A 19,674-nucleotide genomic window follows, 5' to 3' on the forward strand; every position below is an offset into this window, starting at 1 on the left:
AACCCCGATCGAGGAGAATCCGAGAAGTGCCCGAAGGCCACACGATCCACCGGCTGGCCCGGCGGCACAAGCGGCTGTTCGCCGGCGCTCCGGTGCGCGCGTCGAGCCCGCAGGGACGCTTCGAGGCCGGCGCGGCGGCGATCGACGGGCTGGTGCTCCGGCGCACCGACGCCCACGGCAAGCACCTGTTCCACGACTACGGTGACCGCTGGCTCCACGTCCACCTGGGTCTCTACGGGACCTTCACCGACGGCGCGGGCGACCCGCCCGCGCCCCGGGGACAGATCCGGCTGCTGCTGACCGGTGGCCGGCTGCGGCGCGGAGTGCTCGCGCCGGCCTGGGCCGAGCTGCGCGGACCGACTGCGTGCGAGGTCCTCGACGACCCGGCGCGGGACGCGTTACTGGCCAGGCTCGGCCCCGACCCGCTGCGCGCGGACGCCGACCCCGCTCTCGCCTGGGAGCGCATCGGCCGCAGCCGGACGTCGATCGGCGCGTTGCTGATGCGGCAGGACGTCCTGTCCGGCGTCGGCAACGTCTACCGCGCCGAGGCGCTGTTCCGCGCCGGGATCGACCCGTACCGGGCGGGGCGCGACCTCACCGTGGACGAGTGGAACGCTGTCTGGGACGACCTGGTCGTGCTGATGGCCGACGGCGTCCGGCTGGGGCGGATCCTGACGCTGCGCCCGGAGGACAAGAAGCGGGCCACCGACCCGATCGGCAGCGGACCGCAGCGCGATCGGGGCGTGGGGCGCTACGTCTATCATCGAACCGGACGCCCGTGCCGGATTTGCGGCACGCCGGTGCAGACCTCCGTGGTGGAGGCACGGAACCTTTACTGGTGCCCGGTCTGCCAGAAGTGAGTCCGTCAGCACATCACGCTCGGCTGGGGCGCCCGTACCCGTAGCTCGAACCAGATCCGTTTTCCGGGGTGGGCCGGTCCGCCGGGTTCCACCCCCCAACGATCGGACATCGCGTCGACCAGAGCGAGACCTCGGCCGGACACCGCGTCCGGATCGAAGCTACCCATCCGGGGCGGTTCGTAGGCGTCGTCGTGCACCTCGATTCGAACGTCCGAGCGGTCGCGGGCAGTAATGATCAGCACCCGGGCGCGGGACCGGGCATGCACCACCGCGTTGGTCACCAGCTCGGTGACCAACAGTTCCGCCGCGTCGACGAGGTCGACGTCGGCGCGGGGGCCGAGCGTGTCAGCGACGAACCGCCGGGCCAGTCGTGGGCTCCAGGCGACGGGCTCCAGCTCGATCTGGGCGCGGATCGGGCACCTCCTCCAGATCGCGGGGCACGGGGTCGTTCATTCCTAGTGTGCCGTTTTGTCATACACCACCCACGCCTGGGTGTGCCTGTAGCCATCTGTGGTCGTCCGCGCCGGACGAATCGGGACTCTTGAACGGTACGGATCGGGATGTGACATATACGAAACCTCGCCGCCGTTCGTTCGACAATGCTCAGGGGTAGGCAGGTGTCAGCTCGAGTGGTGGGCCCACAAGGCCCTCTGCCAGGAAGACAAGGAAGTTCGATGCGGGACCACGTCATCGTGAAGAACGAACGCCGGGCCCTCGCGGCGTACTCGACCAACACACAGCCTTCGGTCAGCCCCGAATTCAGCCGATTCCTTCGCGGTGCCGGGGCGGCGCTCGACTGGGCCACCGGCTCGGTGGCCACACCTCCGGTGGGCCTCGGCGCCGGCCCCGTCGATCCGGAGGCGATCACCGCCGAGATCCGGCTCTGCGACGTGCTGCTCGCCGGCGCGGTGTCGGCGCTGACGCCGATCCGATCCGATCCGCACTACGTGAACGGCGTGGAGCACGCGCTGCGCTGGTTCCTGGAGCTCGAGGCCGAGCCGCCGGTGCCGCTGGACGAGCGCCCCGAGGTCCCGGCGGCTTGAGTTGGTGAAAGCAACCAACGCGACCAGCGTTTGCCGGTACCGCGACTAGGGCACATGCCTCGACGTTCGACCGGCACGACAGCCGGCCCCGCACAGAGAGGAACCCCCATGGCGCTCAGCGACGACGACATCGTCACCTCGGGTCCTGGCAGCAACGAAGGCACGGCGGACGCGGGAGCGGCGGGCACGCCGGGCGTGCACGACGGTGGCGCTGACGGCGGTGCCGATGGCGGCGCGGAAGGTCCTGCGGACGGCGGCGCGGCCGGCGCGTCGGGTACGCACGACGGTGGCGCTGACGGCGGTGCCGATGGCGGCGCGGAAGGTCCTGCGGACGGCGGCGCGGCCGGCGCGTCGGGTACGCACGACGGTGGCGCTGACGGCGGTGCCGATGGCGGCGCCGAAGGCACGGCGGACGCCGGTGCGGCCGGTACGCCGGGCGTGCACGACGGTGGCGCAGACGGCGGTGCCGACGACGGTGGTGCGACCCGGCTGTGACCGCGGAGAACGTGCATCCGCTCCGGACGACCGGCTCTCCGGCCGGTCGTCCGGCGCTTCGGCGGTGTGTATCGGTCCCACCGGAGCGGTTCGCCGCCGAGAACTGGTCCCGCCGTCCGCTCCTGAGCGTCGGCGGCGACTACGCCGATCTGTTCGGACTCCGCGCCGTCGACGAACTGCTCACCCGCCGCGGGCTTCGGACGCCGTTCATCCGGCTGGCGAAGGACGGGGCGGTCATCGACCCGAGCCGCTACACCGGTCCGGCGGGCGCTGGTGCCGAGATCGCCGATCAGGTCGTCGACGAGCGTGTTCTGCAGCTCTTCGTCGACGGGGCCACGATCGTCCTGCAGGCGCTCCACCGCACCTGGCCCCCGCTGGTCGACTTCGGACAGCAGCTCGCCACCGACCTCGGCCACCCGGTGCAGATCAACGCGTACGTCACCCCGCCGCAGAACCAGGGCTTCGCGGCGCACTACGACGTCCATGACGTGTTCGTGCTGCAGGTGGCCGGTGAGAAGCGCTGGCTGATACACGAGCCGGTGCTCGAGCACCCGCTGCGCGATCAGCCGTGGAACGCACGCGCAGCGGCGGTCGCCGCACGGGCGTCCGAGGAACCGGTGATCGACACCGTGCTCCGCCCCGGCGACGCGCTCTACCTGCCGCGCGGCTGGCTGCACTCGGCGCAGGCGCTCGGTGAGACGTCGGTGCACCTCACGGTCGGAGTCCACCCGGTGACCCGGCACGCGCTCGTCGACGTGCTCGCCGCGCTGGCGGCCGAGGTCCCGGCGCTGCGCGAATCGCTGCCGCTCGGTCTCGACCTCGACGATCCGACCGCGGTCGCGCCGGAGCTGACCGCCGTGGTCGACGCGCTCTCCGAGTGGCTGCACACCGCGGCTGGAAGCGCCGAAGGGGCAGCCGCGGTGGCCGACCGGCTGCGCGCCCGGGTCCGGCCGCAGAGCCGCCCGGAGCCGGTGCCACCGCTGGCGCAGGCCGACGCCGTGGCCCTGCTCGGCCAGGACAGCACGGTGCGGCTCCGCCGGCACCTGCCGTGCTCGCCCTCGTGCCGCGCGGACGGGTCGGTGGTGCTCCGCTTGCCGGACCGGACGCTGACGCTCCCGGCGCTGACCGCTCCGGCGGTGAAGACCCTGCTGTCCGGTGTGCCGGTGCGCGTGGGTGAGCTGCCAGGTCTCGATCCGGACGACCGGCTGGTGCTCGTCCGTCGTCTGCTGCGCGAGGCGATCTGCGTCCCGTTCTCCGAGGCCGACGCCGCCGGCGCGGACGTCCCGGCGGATGGCGGCGCTCCGGCGGACGCGGGCGTCGTCCCGGCGGAGCCGGGGCGGGGCGGCGGCGCGTGGTGACGCTGCCCGCCGCGGCGCGGGCCGAGCCGAAGCCGCGGTGCTCGGTGACCGCTCGAGCGCGCGGTGACCAGCTGTTCGCGACTGCGGCGCCGGGCGAACGCTGGTTGCTGATCGAACACGGCGGTCCCTGGCCGCGGCGGGCGTTCGAGGCGTCCCCGGAGTTGCTCCGGATCGCCGAGCGGGCGACTTCGGCCGGTTTCCGCGCCGTGCTGATCCGCCGCCCGGGGCGCGCCCGGCCGGCCGCGGACCGTGCCTACGCGCTCGTGGATGCCCGACCGGGCCGCGAGGGCGTCTGGTGGGGGACGTTCACCGACGAGCGGGAGTTACTCGACGTCCCGCTGGAGCCGACCGGCGTGGCGTCTCCGGAGCCGGTCCAACTGGTCTGTGCCCACGGGCGGCACGACACGTGCTGCGCGGTCGAGGGACGGCCGGTCGCCGCAGCGCTCGACGCCGCTCGTCCGGGCAGCACCTGGGAGTGTTCGCACGTCGGCGGTGACCGCTTCTCCGCGAACCTCGTCCTGCTGCCGCACGGCCTGTACTACGGGACGCTCGATCCGGGCACGGCCCTGGCGGTTGCCGAGGCGTACCGCGCAGGCCGGTTGGTGCCCCAGTACCTACGCGGCCGCTCCGCGTTCCCGCCCGCCGTGCAGGCCGCCCAGCACTACGCCCGCCTCGCCACCGGCGACGACCGGATCGACGCGCTGCGTCCGCTCGGCGCCCAGACTTTGGACGACGGCACGGTTCGGGTGCGGCTGGACGGGGCGACCATCACCGTCCGCGCGGGCTGGTCGGCGCCGGCCATGCTGACCTGTGCCGCCGACCGACCGCAGCCCGCGCGGATCTTCGAGCAGGTCGCTCTTAGTACGCCTGGCCGTTGATCGTCGGCGGTACGACCGTGCGCTCCCACTCCAGGAATCGGTCGGTCTCGGCGAACAGCGCGCCCGCCAGGTAGACCGCGACCGCGACGTCGTCGGCCAGCCCGAACAGCAGCATGAACGCCTCGGGCATCGCGTCGATGGGAGAGACGACGTACGCGACGCCGACCCCGAGAAGCGCCAGCTTGAGCCGGGACAGCCCCGGGTAACGGCCGGACGCCGACGCTTTGATCATCCGCGGGATCGCGCCGATGCGGGCCGCGATCGACGGCGAGCCCGGCCGGGACGCTTCCTTCGCCACCTTGGCGGCGGCGGCGAGCCGAGTCTTACGCCGCAGGGACCCACTTGCGGTGCGAGCCATCCAGGACACCTCCGATGGTCGAGACGGCGTTGTTGGTTCCTTGATACCCCGTCTCAGCAACGTGACCCGTCGCGCGCCTGTTCCGTCAGTCGGATGTGGCGGTGCTGCAGCCCTTCGGCGGCGGCGTGTGGCCGGCGGCGAAGGCACCCGGCGGCACGCCCATGAGCTGACGGAACTCCCGTCCCAGGTGTGACTGGTCGTAGAACCCGGCCTCGGTCGCCAGCCGGGCCCACGGCGCCGATCCGATCCGGCCGAGCAGGCGTCGGACCCGCTCGATCCGCGCGTAGTGCTTGGGCGAGACGCCGACCGCCGCGGCGAAGCGGTTCCGCAGGTGGCGTTCGCTCACCCCCAGGTCGTCGGCGACGGCGGCGACCCCGGCGGGCGGGCGCCCGGCGGTGCCGACCAGGCGATCGGCGGCCGCACGGACCCACCGCGTCTCCCGCTCGGCGTCCGGTGCGGTGGCGGCCAGGTACGGCCCGAGTGCGGTGCCCGGCTCACCGGGGACGTCGAACCAGCGAATCACCAGCTGCCCGGCGTCGATAGCCGGCAGTTCGGAGAGGGGAACCACCCGGTCGGCGAGCTCGGTCAGCGGAACGCCGACCACCGCGCGTGCCTGGCCGGCGGTCAGCCGGAACCGAGGCGCGAGCGGTTCGGCGTTCGGCCGGTAGTAGAGCGCCCGGGTCCGGGGGCCGAGCGCGACCAGCTCCGGCTCGCCCGGCGAGCAGACCGAGAGAACGAGCTCGGTGGCGGTGGAGGGTGCGTGCAACACGCTTCGAGCCTAAGCGTCCGGACGGCGGACGCCAGTGCCGAAACGTCCTATCCGGCGCTGCGTGGCGGCGGCACGGTGGCGGTCATGATTCTGGTGACTGGTGCCACGGGCACCATCGGTACGCATCTCGTCCAGGTTCTCGCCGCGGCTGGCGAGCCGGTCCGCGCGATGACCCGCCGGCCCGAGCAGGCCGTCGTGCCCGCCGGCGTCGAGGTGGTCCACGGCGATTTCGCGGACGCCGACTCGCTGCGGTCAGCGGCCAAGGGCGCGGAGGCGGCCTTCCTGCTGACCGAAGGCGGACCCTCGGTGGGCGCGCACGACCTGGCGTTCACGGCGGCCGCCGTGAACGCCGGGATCCGCCGCATCGTGAAGCTCTCCGCGTTCGGCACCGATCTGGGCCTGCTCGACTGGCACCAGGCCGGTGAAGCCGCGGTGCGCGAGGGCAACTGGGAGTGGACGCTGCTGCGGCCGCCGATGTTCGCCTCCAACGTGTTCTGGTGGGTGCCGGACCTGCGGGCCGGTGGGTCGGTGCCGAACCGCACCGGCGACGGGGGCATGGGTGTCGTCCATCCGCGGGACGTCGCCGAGGTGGCCGCGGCCGCGCTGACCGGGGACGGCCATGCCGGGCAGGTGTACGCGGTGACCGGTCCGGAGGCGCTGAGCGTGCCGGAGGAGGTGGCGATCCTCGCGGACGTGCTGCAGCGGCCGTTCACCACCGTCGACGCGACATTGGCAGGGCTCGACGAGGGATCCGCGCGCGCGATGGAGTACGTCCGGTCGGGTCAGGCAGCGGTGGTGGCCGACGTCGTCCCGCGCATCCTCGGACGTCCGGCGCTGACGTTCCGGAGCTGGGTGGAGGAGCACCGCGAGCAGTTGGTTGCCACACTGGACGGATGACTGACGAGGACGCCCTGCGGGCGGCGGTGGAGCGGCGGGCCGAGGCGCTGGCCGCCGGGGAAGCGTCCGGGCTGGAGGCGGTGCTCCATCCGCGGTTCCGATGGACGTCGCACCGCGGCGAGGTGTTCGACCGGGCGGCGTACGTGCGGTCGAACACCGCCGGCGGGCTGGTCTGGCGGCAGCAGCTGGTCGACCGGACCGACGTGGTGGTGCTCGGTGACACCGGCGTGGTGACCTGCCTGGTCACCGACCACGTCGAGGTGGAGGGGGAGCAGCGCTCGTACCGCATGCCGGTGACCCAGACCTGGATCCGGGAGCACGGCCGCTGGACCTGTCTGGCCGGCCACGCGGGTCCGCTGCTCTAGGAGAACACGTAGGAAATTGCCTACGCTTGACGCGTAGGTAGTTTCCTACCTCCCGTGGGTACGGGACGAGTGAGAGGGGCTTCGGTGCCACAGCGGGCCAAGTCATCACCGACCGATCGGGTGTTCGCCGCACTGTCGAACCCGACCCGGCGGGACGTGCTCGATCTGCTCCTGGACGGTCCACGGGCCGTGCAGGAGATCGCGGAGCGCTTCGACATGGCCCGGCCCAGCGTCTCCGAGCACCTCCGGGTGCTGCTCGACGCCGGGCTGGTGACCGAGACGCGGCAGGGGCGCCACCGCATCTACGCGGTGGTCCCCGAGCCGCTGCACGACCTGCAGAGCTGGCTCGCTCCCTACGAGCGGTTCTGGCGGGCCCAGCTCGCCGGTCTGCGCTCCTACCTCGACGAGGACCCTTCGGAGGAGAACCGATGACCGACGACCTGACCGCCATCCACGTGGACGAGTTCCTGCCGCACCCGCCGACCCGGGTCTGGGACGCGCTGACCAACCCGGACGCGCTCGCGAAGTGGTTCCTGCCCGGCGACTTCAAGCCGGTCGTCGGGCACCGGTTCCGGTTCCAGGCCGAGCCGATCGAAGCGACGAACTTCAGCGGCGTCATCGCGGGTGAGGTCCTCGACGTGCAGCCGGAGACGCTGCTGAGCTACTCCTGGGTAGACCCGGCCAACCCAGCGGGGCTGGACTCCGTCGTCACCTGGACGCTGCATCCCGAGGGCACCGGCACACGGCTTTTCCTCGAGCACCGCGGCTTCGATCCGGACGATCCGCAGCAGCAGCTCGCCCGGAAGATCATGAGCGGCGGATGGAGCAGCCAGGTGTTCCGTGGCTTGATCGAATACCTGAGCTGATCGGCGTACGGTCGGTGCGTGATCGACGACTGCCTGATCTGCGCCAAGCACGCCGGGCGCGGCGAGCTGCTCGCTCCGGTTGTCTGGGCCGACGAGTCGGTCGTGGTGACGCACCGGCCGGCCGATCTCACCGGGTACGGCCCGCTCGGTTACCTGTTCGTCGAGACCCGGCGGCACGTCGAGTGCTGGGACGCGCTGACGCCCGACGAGGTCGCGATCGTCGCCCACACCGCGTGGGTCGCGGCCCGGGCGCTCCGCGCGGAGCTGCCGGTCGAGAACGTCTTCACCGCGATCGTCGGGCGCCGGATCCCGCACTTCCACCAGCACGTGTTCGCCCGGTTCGCGGACACGCCACCGGACGTCGACTGGCTGGAGTCCCCGGTGGTGGCGCCGCAGCCCGCCGCGGCTGAGCTCGCCGACTTCGCGAGCCGCCTCGGCCGGTACTTCACCTGAGACGTCCGGTCGCCCAGCGGTCTGCTCGCGCAGGTGAGAACGCTCAGCCGCTGAACGCCGTCAGGAACTTGTCGCGGAAGGCGTCCATCCTCCAGACCGGGGCGTCCGGCCGCGGGTTCAGCCCGTCGTGCCAGCCCCAGGACGAGACCCGGTCCAGCACCTTCGGGTCCTTCGCGACGATCGTCACCGGCACGTCCCAGCTCGCGTTCTGCCCGGTGATCAGCGGGATCGGCTGGTGGTCGCCGAGGAAGACCAGCACCGTGTCGTCGGTGGCGTACTTCTCGGCGTACGAGATCACCGACGACAGCGAGTACTCGATCGACTTCCGGTACTGCGTCCGGACGAAGTCCGGGTTTTTCTGGGAGAAGCTCGGCCGCGGACCCGCCGTCGCCTTACCGTCGCCGACCTCGTCCCAATCGGCCAGCTTCGGCACGTAGTTCCAGGGGGCGTGGCTGGACGTCGTCTCGACCTCGGCCACGACCGGCTGGTCACCGGGCTTCGAGAGCTCGGCGCGCTGCAGCTTCGACAGGATGTACTGGTCCGGGATGGACGACCACTGGTACTTCGGCCCCTGGAAGCCCAGGTTGCGGGAGTCGTAGATCTTGTCGAAGCCGAAGAAGTCGCCCTCCGGCCAGTAGCCGGTCAGCCCGGGCATGATGCCGACCGAGCGCCAGTCCGCCTCCTGGAACGCGCCGGTCAGCGTCATCCGGTCGCTCTTGGTGAGGTTGCGGTACCGCGCCTCGTTGTTGATCCAGAGCCCGGAGTGGAGCGTCGAGTGCGCGAGCCAGCTGCCGCCGCCGGTCGTCGGAGACGTGAGGTACGCGCTGCGGGACTCCAGCCCGGCCGCCTTCAAACGCTGCGTGCCCCCGTCGAGCAGCGCGTCGATCTGCGGGGCGTACTTCGGGTCCTCGACCGCGCTGCGTCCGTAACTCTCGATGAACGTGAAGACGACGTCCTTGCCGCGCAGCGCGGACAGCAACTGGTCGTTCGGGGTGTCGCGGAACGCGTCGACGGCCAGCTGCTCGGAGAACCGACGTTGATCGAGCAGCGCGGCCGGCACTTTGCGCAGCGTGTTGTAGGCGAACGGTGCGGTGATGTTGCTGGTGCGCGGCAGCCCTTGGATGTCGTAACCGAATCCGGCACAGACGAACCAGATCACGGTGAGGGCCGCGACCGCCTTCGTCGCGTGCGGCTCGGTGTTGACCAGCGTCGTCGACAGGCGTCGGACGGCGAGCGTCATCAACGTCACCACGGCGAGCACCATCACGACGGCGCCGACCGTAGCGCCGAACGCCGCGGCCCGGCCGTACGAGCCTTCGACGAAGTCGAAGCCGTTGGCGAGCAGGCTCCAGTCGAAGATGACGTTGAACGGGCGTGCCAGGGTCTCGAAGAATCCCATGTCGAGGACCTTGAGCACGGTGAGCAGCCCGAGCACCGCCCCGGTGACCGTCGCGGCGATCCGGCGCAACCGGCCGGGGAGCACCAGCAGCAGGGCCGCGCCGACCACGGCCTCCACCGGGATCCGCAGGAAGGCCTTCGGGGTGAGCAGGTACACCCGGTTCGGGAACAGCAGCGCGGCATAGACCAGGAGGAACGCCAGCGCGGTCAGCGTCCAGCGCAGCACGGTGCGCCACCGGCGAGGCTTCGGCGGCTGGGTGTCGTCGGGCGCGGAGGGCGCAACCGTGCTCAGGTCGTCGTCGACTGCCGCCGGCAGCTCGCCCGTCCCCGTCAAGAGCGCCATCCGTAGGCCCTTCCCAATTAGTGGCCGGCACCGCGGGTCCGCGTCGCCACCTGGCTCACGGACCCGCCCGCCGGAAGGTTCACGCCCGTACGCCGACGCTCTGTCGCTCTGCCGACACCTCCGCGAACTGGTCCAACCCGTCCCGGGGCGCCGACCGCGTCCGAGCGGCCGGCTCGGTTTCGGCCCGGTCGTCGGACGACACGTCCGGCAACCCCGACGCCGGCCGTCCGCGGACGTCCGCCAGCAGTGCGTACAGCGTGATCAGCAGCGCGGCGAGCATCAGCGTGGCGAGCAAGCGCGGATCGATCAGCGGCCCGACCGGCCCGGTCCGGAACAGGAACGGCAGGTACGCGAAGAACGACGACGCCTGGACTATCAGTGGCAGGAACCACAGCCGCGGGCGGTAGAACGCGACGACGAGCGTGAGCACGTCGGCCAGGTAGAAGTAGCGCTCGTGCATGCCCGGCAGGAAGAACGGCACCAGGATCGCGAAGCAGGCGGCGGCGGTCACCAGCCGGGTCCGGTCCAGCTTCGTCCGGGTGGAGACCAGCACGTAGCAGATGCCGAGCACCAGCGCGGCGGCGAACAGGTAGCCGAGGTTCTTCAGGACGTCGAGCCCCACCGAGACCCGCAGATACTGGTAGACCGACGGCGCGCCGCGCCGCAGCGCCGACGGCTCGTCCAGCTGATCGGCGTAGAGCCCGAGCAGTTCGACCGGGTCGCGGCCCAACAGCATCGCCGGGACGTCGAGCGCGATGTACACCAGCGGCAACGCGATCAGCGTCCGCCACCGCACGCGACCGGCCAGCACGGCGAGCATCAGGAGCGGGAAGATGAAGATCGCCTGCGGCTTGAACGCGTACGCCGTGGCGAAGAACGCCACGGCCAACCACTGCCGGTCGCGGAGGAGGAAGTACACCCCACCCAGGCAGAACGCGGCCCAGATCGAGTCGCACTGCCCGTACATCGAGGCGTTGATCACGACCGTGGGCAGGAACGCCGCGACGAGCGCCGCGACCGTGGGGATCCGCCATCCCGGCCACCGTAGCGCTACGAGGCGGTACACGAAGAAGACCAGCAGCGCGTCGAAGGCGACGAGGATCAACTTGATCTTCATCAGCGTTGCTCCGGGCAGCCACCCGGCGACGACCAGCAGGTACAGGAACGGCGCGTTGTAGTTGCCGATCGGCTCCCGCAGCCCGCGGATGCCTCCCGCCGCCTGGAGTTCGTCGTACCACTGGCCGAACACCACGAGGTCGGACGTGTAGTAGCTACGGCACGCGTAGCGAATGAGCAACGCCACGACGACCAAGCCGCCGAGCAGCAGCCATTCGGCCGGCGGCACGGTCCGGGCCCGTGCGATCCGGTCGCGTACCCACGCCACGTGCGCCCCCTTCGGCTGATCGACCGGTCCGGAGGGAACACGGCCGGTCGCGGCCCCGGGTTCGACAGCTGTACCAAAAAAACCCAGGCCGGAGCGGCCTGGGTTGCTTTGGAGCGGGTGACGAGAATCGAACTCGCGTAGCCAGTTTGGAAGACTGGGGCTCTACCATTGAGCTACACCCGCGGGTGGCCGCTTGCACGACCGGCACCATGATAACGGCTACGACCGGGGGACCTGCCACCGAGTTCCGGTGTGGCGTGCGTCCCCACGCCCGGGGCAACGACCCGGTCCGGGACGCTACCGCCTACACTGGCGGCGCAGTGCTGCGGGGTGTGGCGCAGTTTGGTAGCGCACTCGCTTTGGGAGCGAGGGGCCGTGGGTTCAAATCCCGCCACCCCGACTGTTTTTCGGCTGTTCAGGGGCTTTCTGCCAGCTCAAGGCGGGGAGCCCCTCGCAGTTGAGGTGGGCGGCCCCGGATGGACCTACGCGACGCAAGCGCGGTGCTCGTAGCCCGGGGGGAGGGTTCGGCCTCGCTGGCCGCCCTCGATTCGAGTGCGGCTCGCCACCCGCACGGCCACCGACTCGTGACTCGACCCCTTTGACGGGATCAGCCGGCCAGCGTCTCGAGGGGTTGCCCGGTGACGTCGGCGATGAGGTCGAAGTCCTTGTCGACGGCGAGCACGGTCAGACCGGCCTTCTCGGCGGTCGCCGCGACTAGTAAGTCTGGAATGGATGGCGCGCGATGCTGGCCGCGATCGGCCAGCGTCATCTGCACTTCGAACGCCCGATCTTCGATCGCGGGCGTCAGATGCTCGATCGGCATCAATGACAACGGCGGGACCGCGAACTGGCCGCGTCCAGCGTGCCCGGAGCGGGCTGAGAATCCGAGTTCCAGCCGAGTGATCGTCGACAGTCGGACCAGCCCGCGGCTGATGCGGGCGCTCCACTCGTCGCGGTCGGCCGCCTGCCCGAGTTGCAACCGGACGTAGGCGGACCTGTCGATCAGCCAGCTGGTTACCGCCACGCTGCGTCCGTCACCGTCGGATCGGCGAGGTCGGAGAACACCTCGGCGGAGCGCTGCCAGTCCTCGGCGGTGACGGTTTGCTTGCCGGTGGGGGCTCTCTCTTCCTCGAACTTGCGGCGAAGGTATTCGTTCCGGGAGAGCCCGAGGTTGGACGCTGCGGCGTCGATGCGATCGACGGCTTCCTGGCTGAGATCACGAATGAGGATGTTGGGCACGGCGTGCCTCCGAGTGGCTCTTCGATATCATGATATCACCGCATACGGCGGACCGCGGTGAACGGCAGCCTCGGCGGAGGCGGGCGCACTCGATCAGGTGCGTGCGAACAGGCTACGAAGCCGGTCCAGCAGAGTTCGGCGTTCGGCGACGCTCACCACGGTCAGTGGCGCTGAGCCTGCGTCCGGGTGCCACGCAACGGCTGCGGCCAGGCGATCGGCGAAGTGCACCCAGAAGCGGGTGCCTGCCGGTGCCGGTGAGCAGGAAGAGATCGCTGGCGCGGTGCATGCACGTGGTGGCCTCGAAGGCTTTCCCGCTGTGCCGAGCTTCGGAGGACGCCCCTCACCGGTCCGATGAGGGCGTGGCGAGGAAGACCCATTCCCAGCCCGGCCGATCCGGAGCGTCTCGGACCTCCAGCAGCTCATAACCGTGGGTCCGCAGAGACCCTTCGATCTCGCGGCGGGTCCGGAACCGCAAGGTGGAGTGTGACGACAGAGCCGCGCCGTCGGGGAAGACCCACGACGTGCGAAAGGTGACCAGCGCCCCCGCGATGTCGACCACCTCGGTCCAGGTCCGCACCGGGCCGATCCCGTCGACGTCGACCGTGTGTTCGGTCAGCTCGCGGGTCCACAGCTCCCAGGGACGCAGCTCGGGGACGCGGGTCTCGAACACCAGGCACCCGCCAGGCCGCAGCAGCCGACGAGTGCCCGCCAGGGTCTTGTCCCACTTGTTGCGGTCGACGATGGCCTGAGCGACGTTGCCGGTCATCGTCGCCAGGTCGAAGTCCCCGACGGCAACGTCCCGGACCTCGCCGCGGATCCAGTTGACGTGCTGCCCGCCCGGCCGGTTCCGGGCGTAGTTGATCGAGCCGGGGGCCGGGTCGACGCCGGTGACGATCTTCCCGGCGGCGGCCAGCCGGACCGCGAAGGTGCCGGTGCCGCAGCCGATGTCCAGTATTCGTTCGGCTCCCAACTCGTCGACGAGGGCCTCGTAGACGTCGAGGTCGGGGCGGTCGCCTTCCACGGCGTCGTAGACGGCGACCAGCCGGGGGTGGTCGAAGATCGGGTCCGGCATGAGTCGACCGTACGGCGCCCGAAGGCGCGCGGCGTGCTGAACAGTGGCGAGCGCGGGTGCCAGTACCCCGAGCCCTTCGTCTTCCGGCCCGAGCGTTTCCTCGGCAACCGTCCCGGCTCGTACTCCTGGATCCCGTTCGGCGGGGCATCCGGCGCTGCATCGGGGCATCGCTCGCCATGTCCGAAGCGCGGATCGTGCTCCGCGCGCTCATCCAGGAGCTCGACCTCCGTCCCACCCGAACCAAGTCAGAGGCGATCAAGCGCCGGCGGTCGTCGTCGTGCCCGCGCACGGCGCGCACGTCACGACGCGTCGCCTCGAAGGCCAATGTCCACATCGTCCGCCGGAGCCGAGCCCACCGCCGGTGCGCTGACCGCCCGACGCCGCGGTCAGTGATGGAAGCCGGCGGCGTCCCCCTCGTTGATCGGCGCGGCCTGCTTCTGCAGGCGCGGTAATTGTCGTTTGATGTCGGCGATCAACAGGTCGGCCAGATCGTGGGTGAAGCCGCGGCGAACGACGACCCGCAGCGCCGCGAGGTCCTCCCGATTCTTCGGGAACGAGTACGCGGGCACGAGCCAACCGCGTTCCCGCAGCGCGGCGGAGACGTCGAACACCGTGTAGTTGGTGATCTCCTCGCGCAGTGTGAAGGCGAACACCGGCAGCTCGTCGCCCTTGGTGATCAGCTCGAACGGGCCCAGCTCGGCGATCTGGCCGGACAACCGCGTCGCGACGTCGCGGGCGTAGCCGTGCACGCGCTGGTATCCGCTGAAGCCCAGGCGCAGGAAGTTGTAGTACTGCGCCACGACCTGCGCGCCGGGACGGGAGAAGTTCAGCGCGAACGTGGGCATGTTGTCACCGAGATAGTTGACCCAGAAGACCAGGTCGTCAGGCAGCGCGTCGGCGTCACGCCACACGATCCAACCGACGCCCGGATAGACCAGACCGTACTTGTGCCCCGACGCGTTGATCGAGGTCACCCGCGGCAGCTGGAAGTCCCAGACCAGCTCGGTATCGACGAACGGCGCCACGAACGCCCCGGAAGCGCCGTCGACGTGTACCGGAACATCGATCCCGGTCTCCGCCTGGAACGCGTCGAGCGCCGCACAGATCTCTTGGACCGGCTCGTACGAGCCGTCGAACGTCGATCCGAGGATGGCCACCACGCCGATGGTGTTCTCGTCACACAGCTTGACGGCTTCCTCGGCGGAGAGATGGAATCGGTCGCCGTCCATGGGGACCAGACGCATCTCGACGTCCCAGTAGTTGGCGAACTTCTCCCAGCAGACCTGAACGTTGATACCCATCACGAGGTTCGGCCGGTCGGTCGGCTGTCCCGCGGCGGCTCGCCGTTGCTGCCAGCGACGCTTGAGCGCGAGGCCGCCGAGCATCGCCGCCTCGCTCGACCCGGTGGTCGAGCAGCCGGTGGCCAGCGCAGCGTCCGGCGCGTGCCAGAGCCGGCTCAGCATGTTCACACACCGTGTCTCGAGCTCCGCCGTCTGCGGATACTCGTCCTTGTCGATCATGTTCTTGTCGAAGCACTCGGCCATCAACTTGTCGGCCTGCGGCTCCATCCACGTCGTGACGAACGTGGCCAGGTTCAGCCGCGCGTTGCCGTCGAGCATCAACTCGTCGTGGATGATCTCGTAGGCGACATCGCGGGGAAGCTCGCCGGCCGGCAACTCGTGCCGGCTGATCCGCTTTCCCTCCAGGCCGAAGAGCGGCGCCACGGAGAGGTCGCCGGTCACCGCCTGCGTGTCTCGGGGATGCTTGAGCATCACCAAACCTCCTCGTTGTAGTCCCGTCGCCGGTCTGCCCGGCGCGTGCGGTTCGTCGGTCTAGTCGGCACTTCCCGATCGACCGGAGCGTGCGTTGCCCTCCACCGATCCCGGTCCCGGCCCCGGTCCCGGCCCTGGTCCCGGCTCCGGCTCGGCGCGGTGGTGCAGTCGGGACGGCCGCCGACGCGCAGGCCAGCTGCCGAGCGCGCAGGCCAGGAAGCACGCCGCTCCGGCGCAGGTGGTCAGGTTGGCGCCGGCCTGGTCGACCAGTGAGCCAGTGGCCGGCACGACGTACCCGGCGATCGCGGCGATGCCGAAGAGGACACAACCCGCCAGGTTGACCACGGGTTGCCACCATCCGGGCTGTCCCCGCGCCGGTAACCAGCCACGTCGTGCTGATGCGCGGTAGGCGACGAGTCCGGAAGCGAGGAAGCAGATCGAGCCGAAGGCGTCCGGCCGCCACACGAGCCGGTCGTAGTCCGTGTCGGCGAGCACGACTTGCAGGGCGCGGAACGTCGAGATGTTGAAGAAGAGTGTGCCCGCCGACTGGAGCACCGCCGCCAGGTCGTCGGCTCGATGCCGACGAGCTGCGGCTTGCCAGGTCTGCAACGCGCCCCCGATGGTGAAGAACACCGAGCCGACGAAGAAGGTGACGGCGTCAGCGGTGGCGCCCACGAGGGCGACGTACCCCGGCGCCGGGCCCACGAGGAAACACACCGCTCCGAGAGCGAACGCGGATGCCATAGCGCGTTGGAACGCCACCCCACCGGTCGCCGCTCGCGTTCCCACGAATGCACGCTAGGTGCGGCACCGGTCTCCTGACGTCATCCGCTACGGACGAGAAACGCCGGTGCGATCAGCGCCCCGGACGGGCGGCGGGGCAGTGTCGGGAGGCGAACACTCGGGGCGTCACGAGGGCGAGTGAGCCGGTCGCGGATTCGCGGGAGTCTTCTGGTGCAGGCGGAACGGGCACCGGCCCTCCGCCACAGACTTCGAGGAGATGGCGACGATGAGCGACTACAACCACTGCGGTTACGAGCAGTCCTGGGACTACAACGACTGCCACAAGCCGCGCCGGCACCGTCGTCGTCGCCACCAGAAGCGCTACAACGACTGCTGGAGCTACAACTCGTACTGAGTCCAACTCGATAGCGCACCACCGATGGGCCGGAGAGCGAAAGCTCCCGGCCCACCGGCCTGTTCCGGCTAGTCCGGGAGTTGACCGGTCCGCTGCAGGAAGTGCTCCAGCTGGGTGACGACGAAGCGGTGGTCCTCGACCTGGGGGAGCCCGGACACCGCGACCGATCCGATGCAGCCGCTGCCGGCGACGATCAGCGGGAACGCGCCGCCGTGGGCCGCGAACAGCGCGGTGTCGAGCCGCGAGTCGGTGTCGAAGTCGCCGCCCTCGGCCCGGAAGAGGCAGCCGACGTAGTAGGACGAGTGGCCGTACCGTTCGACCACCGCGGCCTTGCGCTGCAGCCAGCCGTCGTTGTCGGCGGAGGCGCCGGGGAGCGCGGTGTGGAACAGCTGCTGCCTGCCGCGCCGCACCGCGATCGCCACCGGGAGCCGATCGGCGTCCGCGGCGGAGCGCAGCGCGCTACCGAGATCCCACGCGGTGTATTCGTCGAAGTGGGCGAACACCAGGCGCTGCTCCTCGGCCAACAGCGTTGCGAGGTCGTCGCTCATCGTGCGTCCACCATGACGACTGCCCCAGCCGCGGCGCTGGTCCGGGCGGCATCGAGCACGACCGCGGTCGCGACGGCGTCGGCCGGGTCGACCGGCGGCGGCGCTTCGCCCCGGACCGCCGCGGCGAAGCGCGGATAGAACAGGTCCCAGCGACCACGCTCGGTCGGGTGACTGCGTGCCGTGCCGCCGCTGTACACCGTGCCGTAGCGTTCCGCCGGCTCCACACCCCACGCCTCGCCCAGATCGGCCGGGCTGTGACCGGCGACGAGCTGATCTTCCTGGCCGTCGCCGGCGGCCACCACGTAGGTGCCCTCGGTGCCGGTCACCCGCCACCGAGGGCCGGGCGCCGACTGACTCCAGCTGCCCCACAGCTGCGACCGCGCGCCGGAGGTGTGCGTGAGGGCGACGAACACGTCGTCGTCCAGACCGGATTCGCGTTCCCGCAGCTCCGCGTAGACGGCCCGGGCCGGGCCCAGCAGGAAGAGCGCCTGGTCGACGAGGTGGCTGCCGAAGTCGAGCAGCGTTCCGCCGCCCGCCGTTCCCGGCCCGTCCTGCGGGGCGTAACGCTCGAAGCGGGACTCCAGCCGGGTGACGGTGCCGAGGGTTCCCTCGGTCGCGAGCGCGCGCACCGTGCGGAAGTCCGAGTCCTCCCGACGGTTCTGGTACGGGCTCAGCGCCAGCCCGAGGTGCGCGCTGAGCTCCACCGTCTTGCGCGCGGCGTCGGCATCGAGGGCGAACGGCTTGTCGCAGACGACGGCCAGCCCCAACCGGAGCGCTTCTTCGGTCAGCGTGCTGTGGGTGTCGGCCGGGGTGGAGATCGCCACCGCCTCGGCGCCGAGGTCGACCAGCTCGGCCAGCGTCGCCACCGTCGCGACGCCGGGGATCTCCCGGTTCACGAGCGCGCGGCGTTCGGGTGAGGACGTCAGGACCCCGATCAGGTCGCAATCCGGCGCGGAGCGGAGCAGCGGGGCATGGAAGTAGCGGGCACCGAAGCCGTAACCGACGAGGCCGAACCGCACGGGCTTAGTCATGGCTTCATCCTCGTCCCGTCGGTCGTGGCCCGGCTCCGCTATCCGGTGATCAAACCAGCCGATCGGAGGCATCGATCAGCGCCACGCCAGTCGGACCGGCGGCGGGTGCGACCACGCGTAGCCCGGGGACGGTCGTGCACGGCGCCGGGCGACGCGCGGTACCGCGAATCGTCAGGCGGGAGGCGGGCCGGACGGCCACCAGGGGCTGCGGGCACGGACGGCGGCCTGGGAGCGAGCGACGAGACCGGGGTAGCGGCGGCCGGGGTACCAGGGCGTGCGGGTCACCTGGTCGAAGCCGGGGAGCGCGGCCAGGTGGGCGTGCATGCGGTCGCGCGTGGCCGCGTCGGGCAGCGGGCCGCGCATCGCTCCGACGTTCTCGGCCGCGTGGTCGGCGCGCGACGTTCCGGCGAGGACGCAGGTCACCGCGGGGTGCGCGAGGACCCACTTGAGGAAGTACTGAGCCCAGTTCTGGATACCGAGCTCGCGGGCGAACCCCGGCAGTGGACGGCCCTGCACGAGTTGGTGGAGCCGGCCCTTCTCCAACGCCATGTTCACCAGGACGGCGGTGCCCCGTTCGGCGGCCGCGGGTAGGACCTGCCGTTCGGCGTCCCGGTAGGCGATCGAGTAGTGCACCTGGACCGTGTCGAGTTCGCCCCGGTCGATCCACGAGGCCAGGGCGGGAAAGTAGACGGATTCGTGGTGGGTGACGCCCAGGTGGCGGATGCGCCCCTCCTTCTTCCACGCATGGAACAGCGGCACGAGGACGTCCACGTTGACCAGGCTGTGGCACTGGACGAGGTCGAACGGTTTCCGCCGGGACAGCCGCTGGAGGGAGCGGGTGAGGCTACGCGCGGCGTGACCGTCGTCCCAGAGATGCTCCCCGGTGGCCCAGACCTTGTCGGCGATGAACAGCCGCTCGGTGAGGCCGAGGTCACGGGCCACCCGGCCGAGGTTCTGTTCGGCGCTGCCGTAGAGCGCCGACGTGTCGACCGCTCGGCCGCCGCCGGCCCAGTGCCGCTGCAGCACGCTCCGCAGCGGACCGAGATCGGTGCCGGGGAGGGTGTCGAAGACCATGAACGTGCCCAAGCCGATGGCGGGCAGCCGTTCGCCGGTGCGCGGAACCTCCCGGGTGATCAGGTCGGACGCGGCGGGCGGCGCGGCGTGACCGGGCGCTGCGCCGGCCCATCCCGCCCCGGCGATCGCCGCGGCGGAGAGTGCGCCGGCTTTGAGGACCGACCGGCGGCTGGTCGACGTGGTGCGTGCCGCGTCGGTCGTGGATTCGATCGATTCGTGCTGGATCACCAACGACTCCTGAGGTGAGCGTCGGATGCCTCCGGCCGGCCGTCGCCGTCGCCGTCGGCAGCCAGAATGAAAGGAGTGCGGCGGCCGCCCGCTCCACCAGTCTTC

Annotated in this window: 24 protein-coding genes and 2 tRNA genes; 12 read left to right on the forward strand and 14 right to left on the reverse strand. The window is 70.9% G+C overall.

All coding sequences use genetic code 11. The annotated features are described in order from the left end of the window. Positions 1–26 precede the first annotated feature (26 nt). Positions 27–860, forward strand: a complete 834-nt coding sequence (locus ABEB28_RS29860; RefSeq protein ID WP_345731574.1) for an Fpg/Nei family DNA glycosylase — start codon at positions 27–29, stop codon at positions 858–860. Positions 861–865: 5 nt separating this feature from the next. On the opposite strand, the gene ABEB28_RS29865 is transcribed toward ABEB28_RS29860, so the two are convergent. Continuing rightward, entirely contained in the window at positions 866–1,291 is a 426-nt protein-coding gene (locus tag ABEB28_RS29865) for an ATP-binding protein (RefSeq protein WP_345731660.1), read from the reverse strand. Between the two features lie 243 nt (positions 1,292–1,534). On the opposite strand from ABEB28_RS29865, the gene ABEB28_RS29870 reads away from it, so the two are divergent. The 4 genes from ABEB28_RS29870 (at position 1,535) to ABEB28_RS29885 (ending at position 4,634) form a co-directional block, all read left to right on the forward strand. Beyond that, a complete protein-coding gene (locus ABEB28_RS29870; RefSeq protein ID WP_345731575.1) occupies positions 1,535–1,903 on the forward strand; it encodes a hypothetical protein in 369 nt (122 codons plus the stop codon). 108 nt (positions 1,904–2,011) lie between these two features. After that, positions 2,012–2,398, forward strand: a complete 387-nt coding sequence (locus ABEB28_RS29875) for a BatC protein (RefSeq protein ID WP_345731576.1) — start codon at positions 2,012–2,014, stop codon at positions 2,396–2,398. Further along, positions 2,395–3,756: a cupin domain-containing protein gene (locus ABEB28_RS29880; protein ID WP_345731577.1), complete on the forward strand. Its 1,362-nt coding sequence runs from the start codon at positions 2,395–2,397 to the stop codon at positions 3,754–3,756. The genes ABEB28_RS29875 and ABEB28_RS29880 overlap by 4 nt, the downstream gene beginning before the upstream one ends. Continuing rightward, the gene (locus ABEB28_RS29885; protein WP_345731578.1) at positions 3,750–4,634 is read left to right on the forward strand and encodes a ferredoxin family protein; all 885 of its coding nucleotides are present in this window, start codon (positions 3,750–3,752) and stop codon (positions 4,632–4,634) included. The genes ABEB28_RS29880 and ABEB28_RS29885 overlap by 7 nt, the downstream gene beginning before the upstream one ends. On the opposite strand, the gene ABEB28_RS29890 is transcribed toward ABEB28_RS29885, so the two are convergent. After that, entirely contained in the window at positions 4,615–4,992 is a 378-nt protein-coding gene (locus ABEB28_RS29890; RefSeq protein WP_345731579.1) for a YkvA family protein, read from the reverse strand. The two genes, ABEB28_RS29885 and ABEB28_RS29890, sit on opposite strands and share 20 nt — an antisense overlap. Before the next feature lie 85 nt (positions 4,993–5,077). Further along, complete coding sequence (locus tag ABEB28_RS29895) at positions 5,078–5,761, reverse strand: helix-turn-helix domain-containing protein (RefSeq protein ID WP_345731580.1); 684 nt, start codon at positions 5,759–5,761, stop codon at positions 5,078–5,080. An 84-nt stretch (positions 5,762–5,845) separates the two neighbouring features. On the opposite strand from ABEB28_RS29895, the gene ABEB28_RS29900 reads away from it, so the two are divergent. The 5 genes from ABEB28_RS29900 to ABEB28_RS29920 all read left to right on the forward strand — a co-directional run bounded on the left by ABEB28_RS29900 (position 5,846) and on the right by ABEB28_RS29920 (position 8,342). Then, the gene (locus ABEB28_RS29900; RefSeq protein WP_345731581.1) at positions 5,846–6,658 is read left to right on the forward strand and encodes an NAD(P)H-binding protein; all 813 of its coding nucleotides are present in this window, start codon (positions 5,846–5,848) and stop codon (positions 6,656–6,658) included. Further along, positions 6,655–7,023: a nuclear transport factor 2 family protein gene (locus ABEB28_RS29905; protein ID WP_345731582.1), complete on the forward strand. Its 369-nt coding sequence runs from the start codon at positions 6,655–6,657 to the stop codon at positions 7,021–7,023. The genes ABEB28_RS29900 and ABEB28_RS29905 overlap by 4 nt, the downstream gene beginning before the upstream one ends. A gap of 84 nt (positions 7,024–7,107) precedes the next feature. Beyond that, positions 7,108–7,455, forward strand: coding sequence for an ArsR/SmtB family transcription factor (locus ABEB28_RS29910; RefSeq protein WP_345731583.1), 348 nt, complete (start codon positions 7,108–7,110; stop codon positions 7,453–7,455). Beyond that, complete coding sequence (locus tag ABEB28_RS29915; protein WP_345731584.1) at positions 7,452–7,889, forward strand: SRPBCC family protein; 438 nt, start codon at positions 7,452–7,454, stop codon at positions 7,887–7,889. Before ABEB28_RS29910 ends, ABEB28_RS29915 begins: the two co-directional genes overlap by 4 nt. A gap of 18 nt (positions 7,890–7,907) precedes the next feature. Then, complete coding sequence (locus ABEB28_RS29920) at positions 7,908–8,342, forward strand: HIT family protein (protein ID WP_345731585.1); 435 nt, start codon at positions 7,908–7,910, stop codon at positions 8,340–8,342. Between the two features lie 43 nt (positions 8,343–8,385). Here the strand turns inward: ABEB28_RS29920 and ABEB28_RS29925 are convergent, their stop codons facing one another. From ABEB28_RS29925 to ABEB28_RS29935, 3 genes are all read right to left on the reverse strand, one after another. Further along, the gene (locus ABEB28_RS29925) at positions 8,386–10,083 is read right to left on the reverse strand and encodes a sulfatase-like hydrolase/transferase (protein ID WP_345731586.1); all 1,698 of its coding nucleotides are present in this window, start codon (positions 10,081–10,083) and stop codon (positions 8,386–8,388) included. Positions 10,084–10,162: 79 nt separating this feature from the next. Further along, positions 10,163–11,467 (reverse strand): hypothetical protein, encoded by a 1,305-nt coding sequence (locus ABEB28_RS29930; RefSeq protein ID WP_345731587.1) that lies wholly within the window; start codon positions 11,465–11,467, stop codon positions 10,163–10,165. A 109-nt stretch (positions 11,468–11,576) separates the two neighbouring features. Next, a tRNA-Gly gene (locus ABEB28_RS29935) sits at positions 11,577–11,650 on the reverse strand. Between the two features lie 143 nt (positions 11,651–11,793). Here ABEB28_RS29935 and ABEB28_RS29940 point away from each other — a divergent pair. After that, positions 11,794–11,867, forward strand: a tRNA-Pro gene (locus tag ABEB28_RS29940). A 207-nt stretch (positions 11,868–12,074) separates the two neighbouring features. Here ABEB28_RS29940 and ABEB28_RS29945 read toward each other — a convergent pair. The 5 genes from ABEB28_RS29945 to ABEB28_RS29965 all read right to left on the reverse strand — a co-directional run bounded on the left by ABEB28_RS29945 (position 12,075) and on the right by ABEB28_RS29965 (position 16,339). Then, on the reverse strand, positions 12,075–12,491 hold the full coding sequence (locus ABEB28_RS29945) for a PIN domain nuclease (RefSeq protein WP_345731588.1): 417 nt from the start codon (positions 12,489–12,491) through the stop codon (positions 12,075–12,077). Further along, entirely contained in the window at positions 12,482–12,706 is a 225-nt protein-coding gene (gene vapB / locus ABEB28_RS29950) for a type II toxin-antitoxin system VapB family antitoxin (protein WP_345731589.1), read from the reverse strand. The genes ABEB28_RS29945 and vapB overlap by 10 nt, the downstream gene beginning before the upstream one ends. 340 nt (positions 12,707–13,046) lie before the next feature. Then, positions 13,047–13,778 carry a class I SAM-dependent methyltransferase gene (locus tag ABEB28_RS29955; protein ID WP_345731590.1) on the reverse strand — a complete coding sequence of 244 codons (732 nt, stop codon included), beginning with the start codon at positions 13,776–13,778 and terminating at the stop codon, positions 13,047–13,049. 386 nt (positions 13,779–14,164) lie between these two features. Further along, positions 14,165–15,553, reverse strand: a complete 1,389-nt coding sequence (gene gad, locus ABEB28_RS29960; RefSeq protein ID WP_376980961.1) for a glutamate decarboxylase — start codon at positions 15,551–15,553, stop codon at positions 14,165–14,167. Positions 15,554–15,610: 57 nt separating this feature from the next. Then, positions 15,611–16,339 carry a hypothetical protein gene (locus tag ABEB28_RS29965; protein WP_345731592.1) on the reverse strand — a complete coding sequence of 243 codons (729 nt, stop codon included), beginning with the start codon at positions 16,337–16,339 and terminating at the stop codon, positions 15,611–15,613. 220 nt (positions 16,340–16,559) lie between these two features. On the opposite strand from ABEB28_RS29965, the gene ABEB28_RS29970 reads away from it, so the two are divergent. Further along, positions 16,560–16,688 carry a hypothetical protein gene (locus ABEB28_RS29970; RefSeq protein WP_345727257.1) on the forward strand — a complete coding sequence of 43 codons (129 nt, stop codon included), beginning with the start codon at positions 16,560–16,562 and terminating at the stop codon, positions 16,686–16,688. Positions 16,689–16,756: 68 nt separating this feature from the next. On the opposite strand, the gene ABEB28_RS29975 is transcribed toward ABEB28_RS29970, so the two are convergent. The 3 genes from ABEB28_RS29975 to ABEB28_RS29985 form a co-directional block, all read right to left on the reverse strand. Continuing rightward, the gene (locus ABEB28_RS29975) at positions 16,757–17,236 is read right to left on the reverse strand and encodes a heme-degrading domain-containing protein (protein WP_345731593.1); all 480 of its coding nucleotides are present in this window, start codon (positions 17,234–17,236) and stop codon (positions 16,757–16,759) included. Next, positions 17,233–18,267, reverse strand: coding sequence for a Gfo/Idh/MocA family protein (locus ABEB28_RS29980; RefSeq protein ID WP_345731594.1), 1,035 nt, complete (start codon positions 18,265–18,267; stop codon positions 17,233–17,235). The genes ABEB28_RS29975 and ABEB28_RS29980 overlap by 4 nt, the downstream gene beginning before the upstream one ends. A gap of 171 nt (positions 18,268–18,438) precedes the next feature. Then, positions 18,439–19,569: an aldo/keto reductase gene (locus tag ABEB28_RS29985; protein WP_345731595.1), complete on the reverse strand. Its 1,131-nt coding sequence runs from the start codon at positions 19,567–19,569 to the stop codon at positions 18,439–18,441. Positions 19,570–19,674 lie beyond the last annotated feature (105 nt).

The organism is Cryptosporangium minutisporangium, from assembly GCF_039536245.1.
Lineage (GTDB): Bacteria > Actinomycetota > Actinomycetes > Mycobacteriales > Cryptosporangiaceae > Cryptosporangium > Cryptosporangium minutisporangium.

Bases quoted from the DNA above. Each gene is read 5' to 3' on its own strand.
- ABEB28_RS29875 (WP_345731576.1), top strand. From the start codon at position 2,012: ATGGCGCTCAGCGACGACGACATCGTCACCTCGGGTCCTGGCAGCAAC.
- ABEB28_RS29970 (WP_345727257.1), top strand. From the start codon at position 16,560: ATGAGCGACTACAACCACTGCGGTTACGAGCAGTCCTGGGACTACAAC.
- ABEB28_RS29890 (WP_345731579.1), bottom strand. From the start codon at position 4,992: ATGGCTCGCACCGCAAGTGGGTCCCTGCGGCGTAAGACTCGGCTCGCC.
- ABEB28_RS29980 (WP_345731594.1), bottom strand. From the start codon at position 18,267: ATGACTAAGCCCGTGCGGTTCGGCCTCGTCGGTTACGGCTTCGGTGCC.
- ABEB28_RS29925 (WP_345731586.1), bottom strand. From the start codon at position 10,083: ATGGCGCTCTTGACGGGGACGGGCGAGCTGCCGGCGGCAGTCGACGAC.
- ABEB28_RS29915 (WP_345731584.1), top strand. From the start codon at position 7,452: ATGACCGACGACCTGACCGCCATCCACGTGGACGAGTTCCTGCCGCAC.
- ABEB28_RS29975 (WP_345731593.1), bottom strand. From the start codon at position 17,236: ATGAGCGACGACCTCGCAACGCTGTTGGCCGAGGAGCAGCGCCTGGTG.
- ABEB28_RS29955 (WP_345731590.1), bottom strand. From the start codon at position 13,778: ATGCCGGACCCGATCTTCGACCACCCCCGGCTGGTCGCCGTCTACGAC.
- ABEB28_RS29870 (WP_345731575.1), top strand. From the start codon at position 1,535: ATGCGGGACCACGTCATCGTGAAGAACGAACGCCGGGCCCTCGCGGCG.
- ABEB28_RS29905 (WP_345731582.1), top strand. From the start codon at position 6,655: ATGACTGACGAGGACGCCCTGCGGGCGGCGGTGGAGCGGCGGGCCGAG.
- ABEB28_RS29900 (WP_345731581.1), top strand. From the start codon at position 5,846: ATGATTCTGGTGACTGGTGCCACGGGCACCATCGGTACGCATCTCGTC.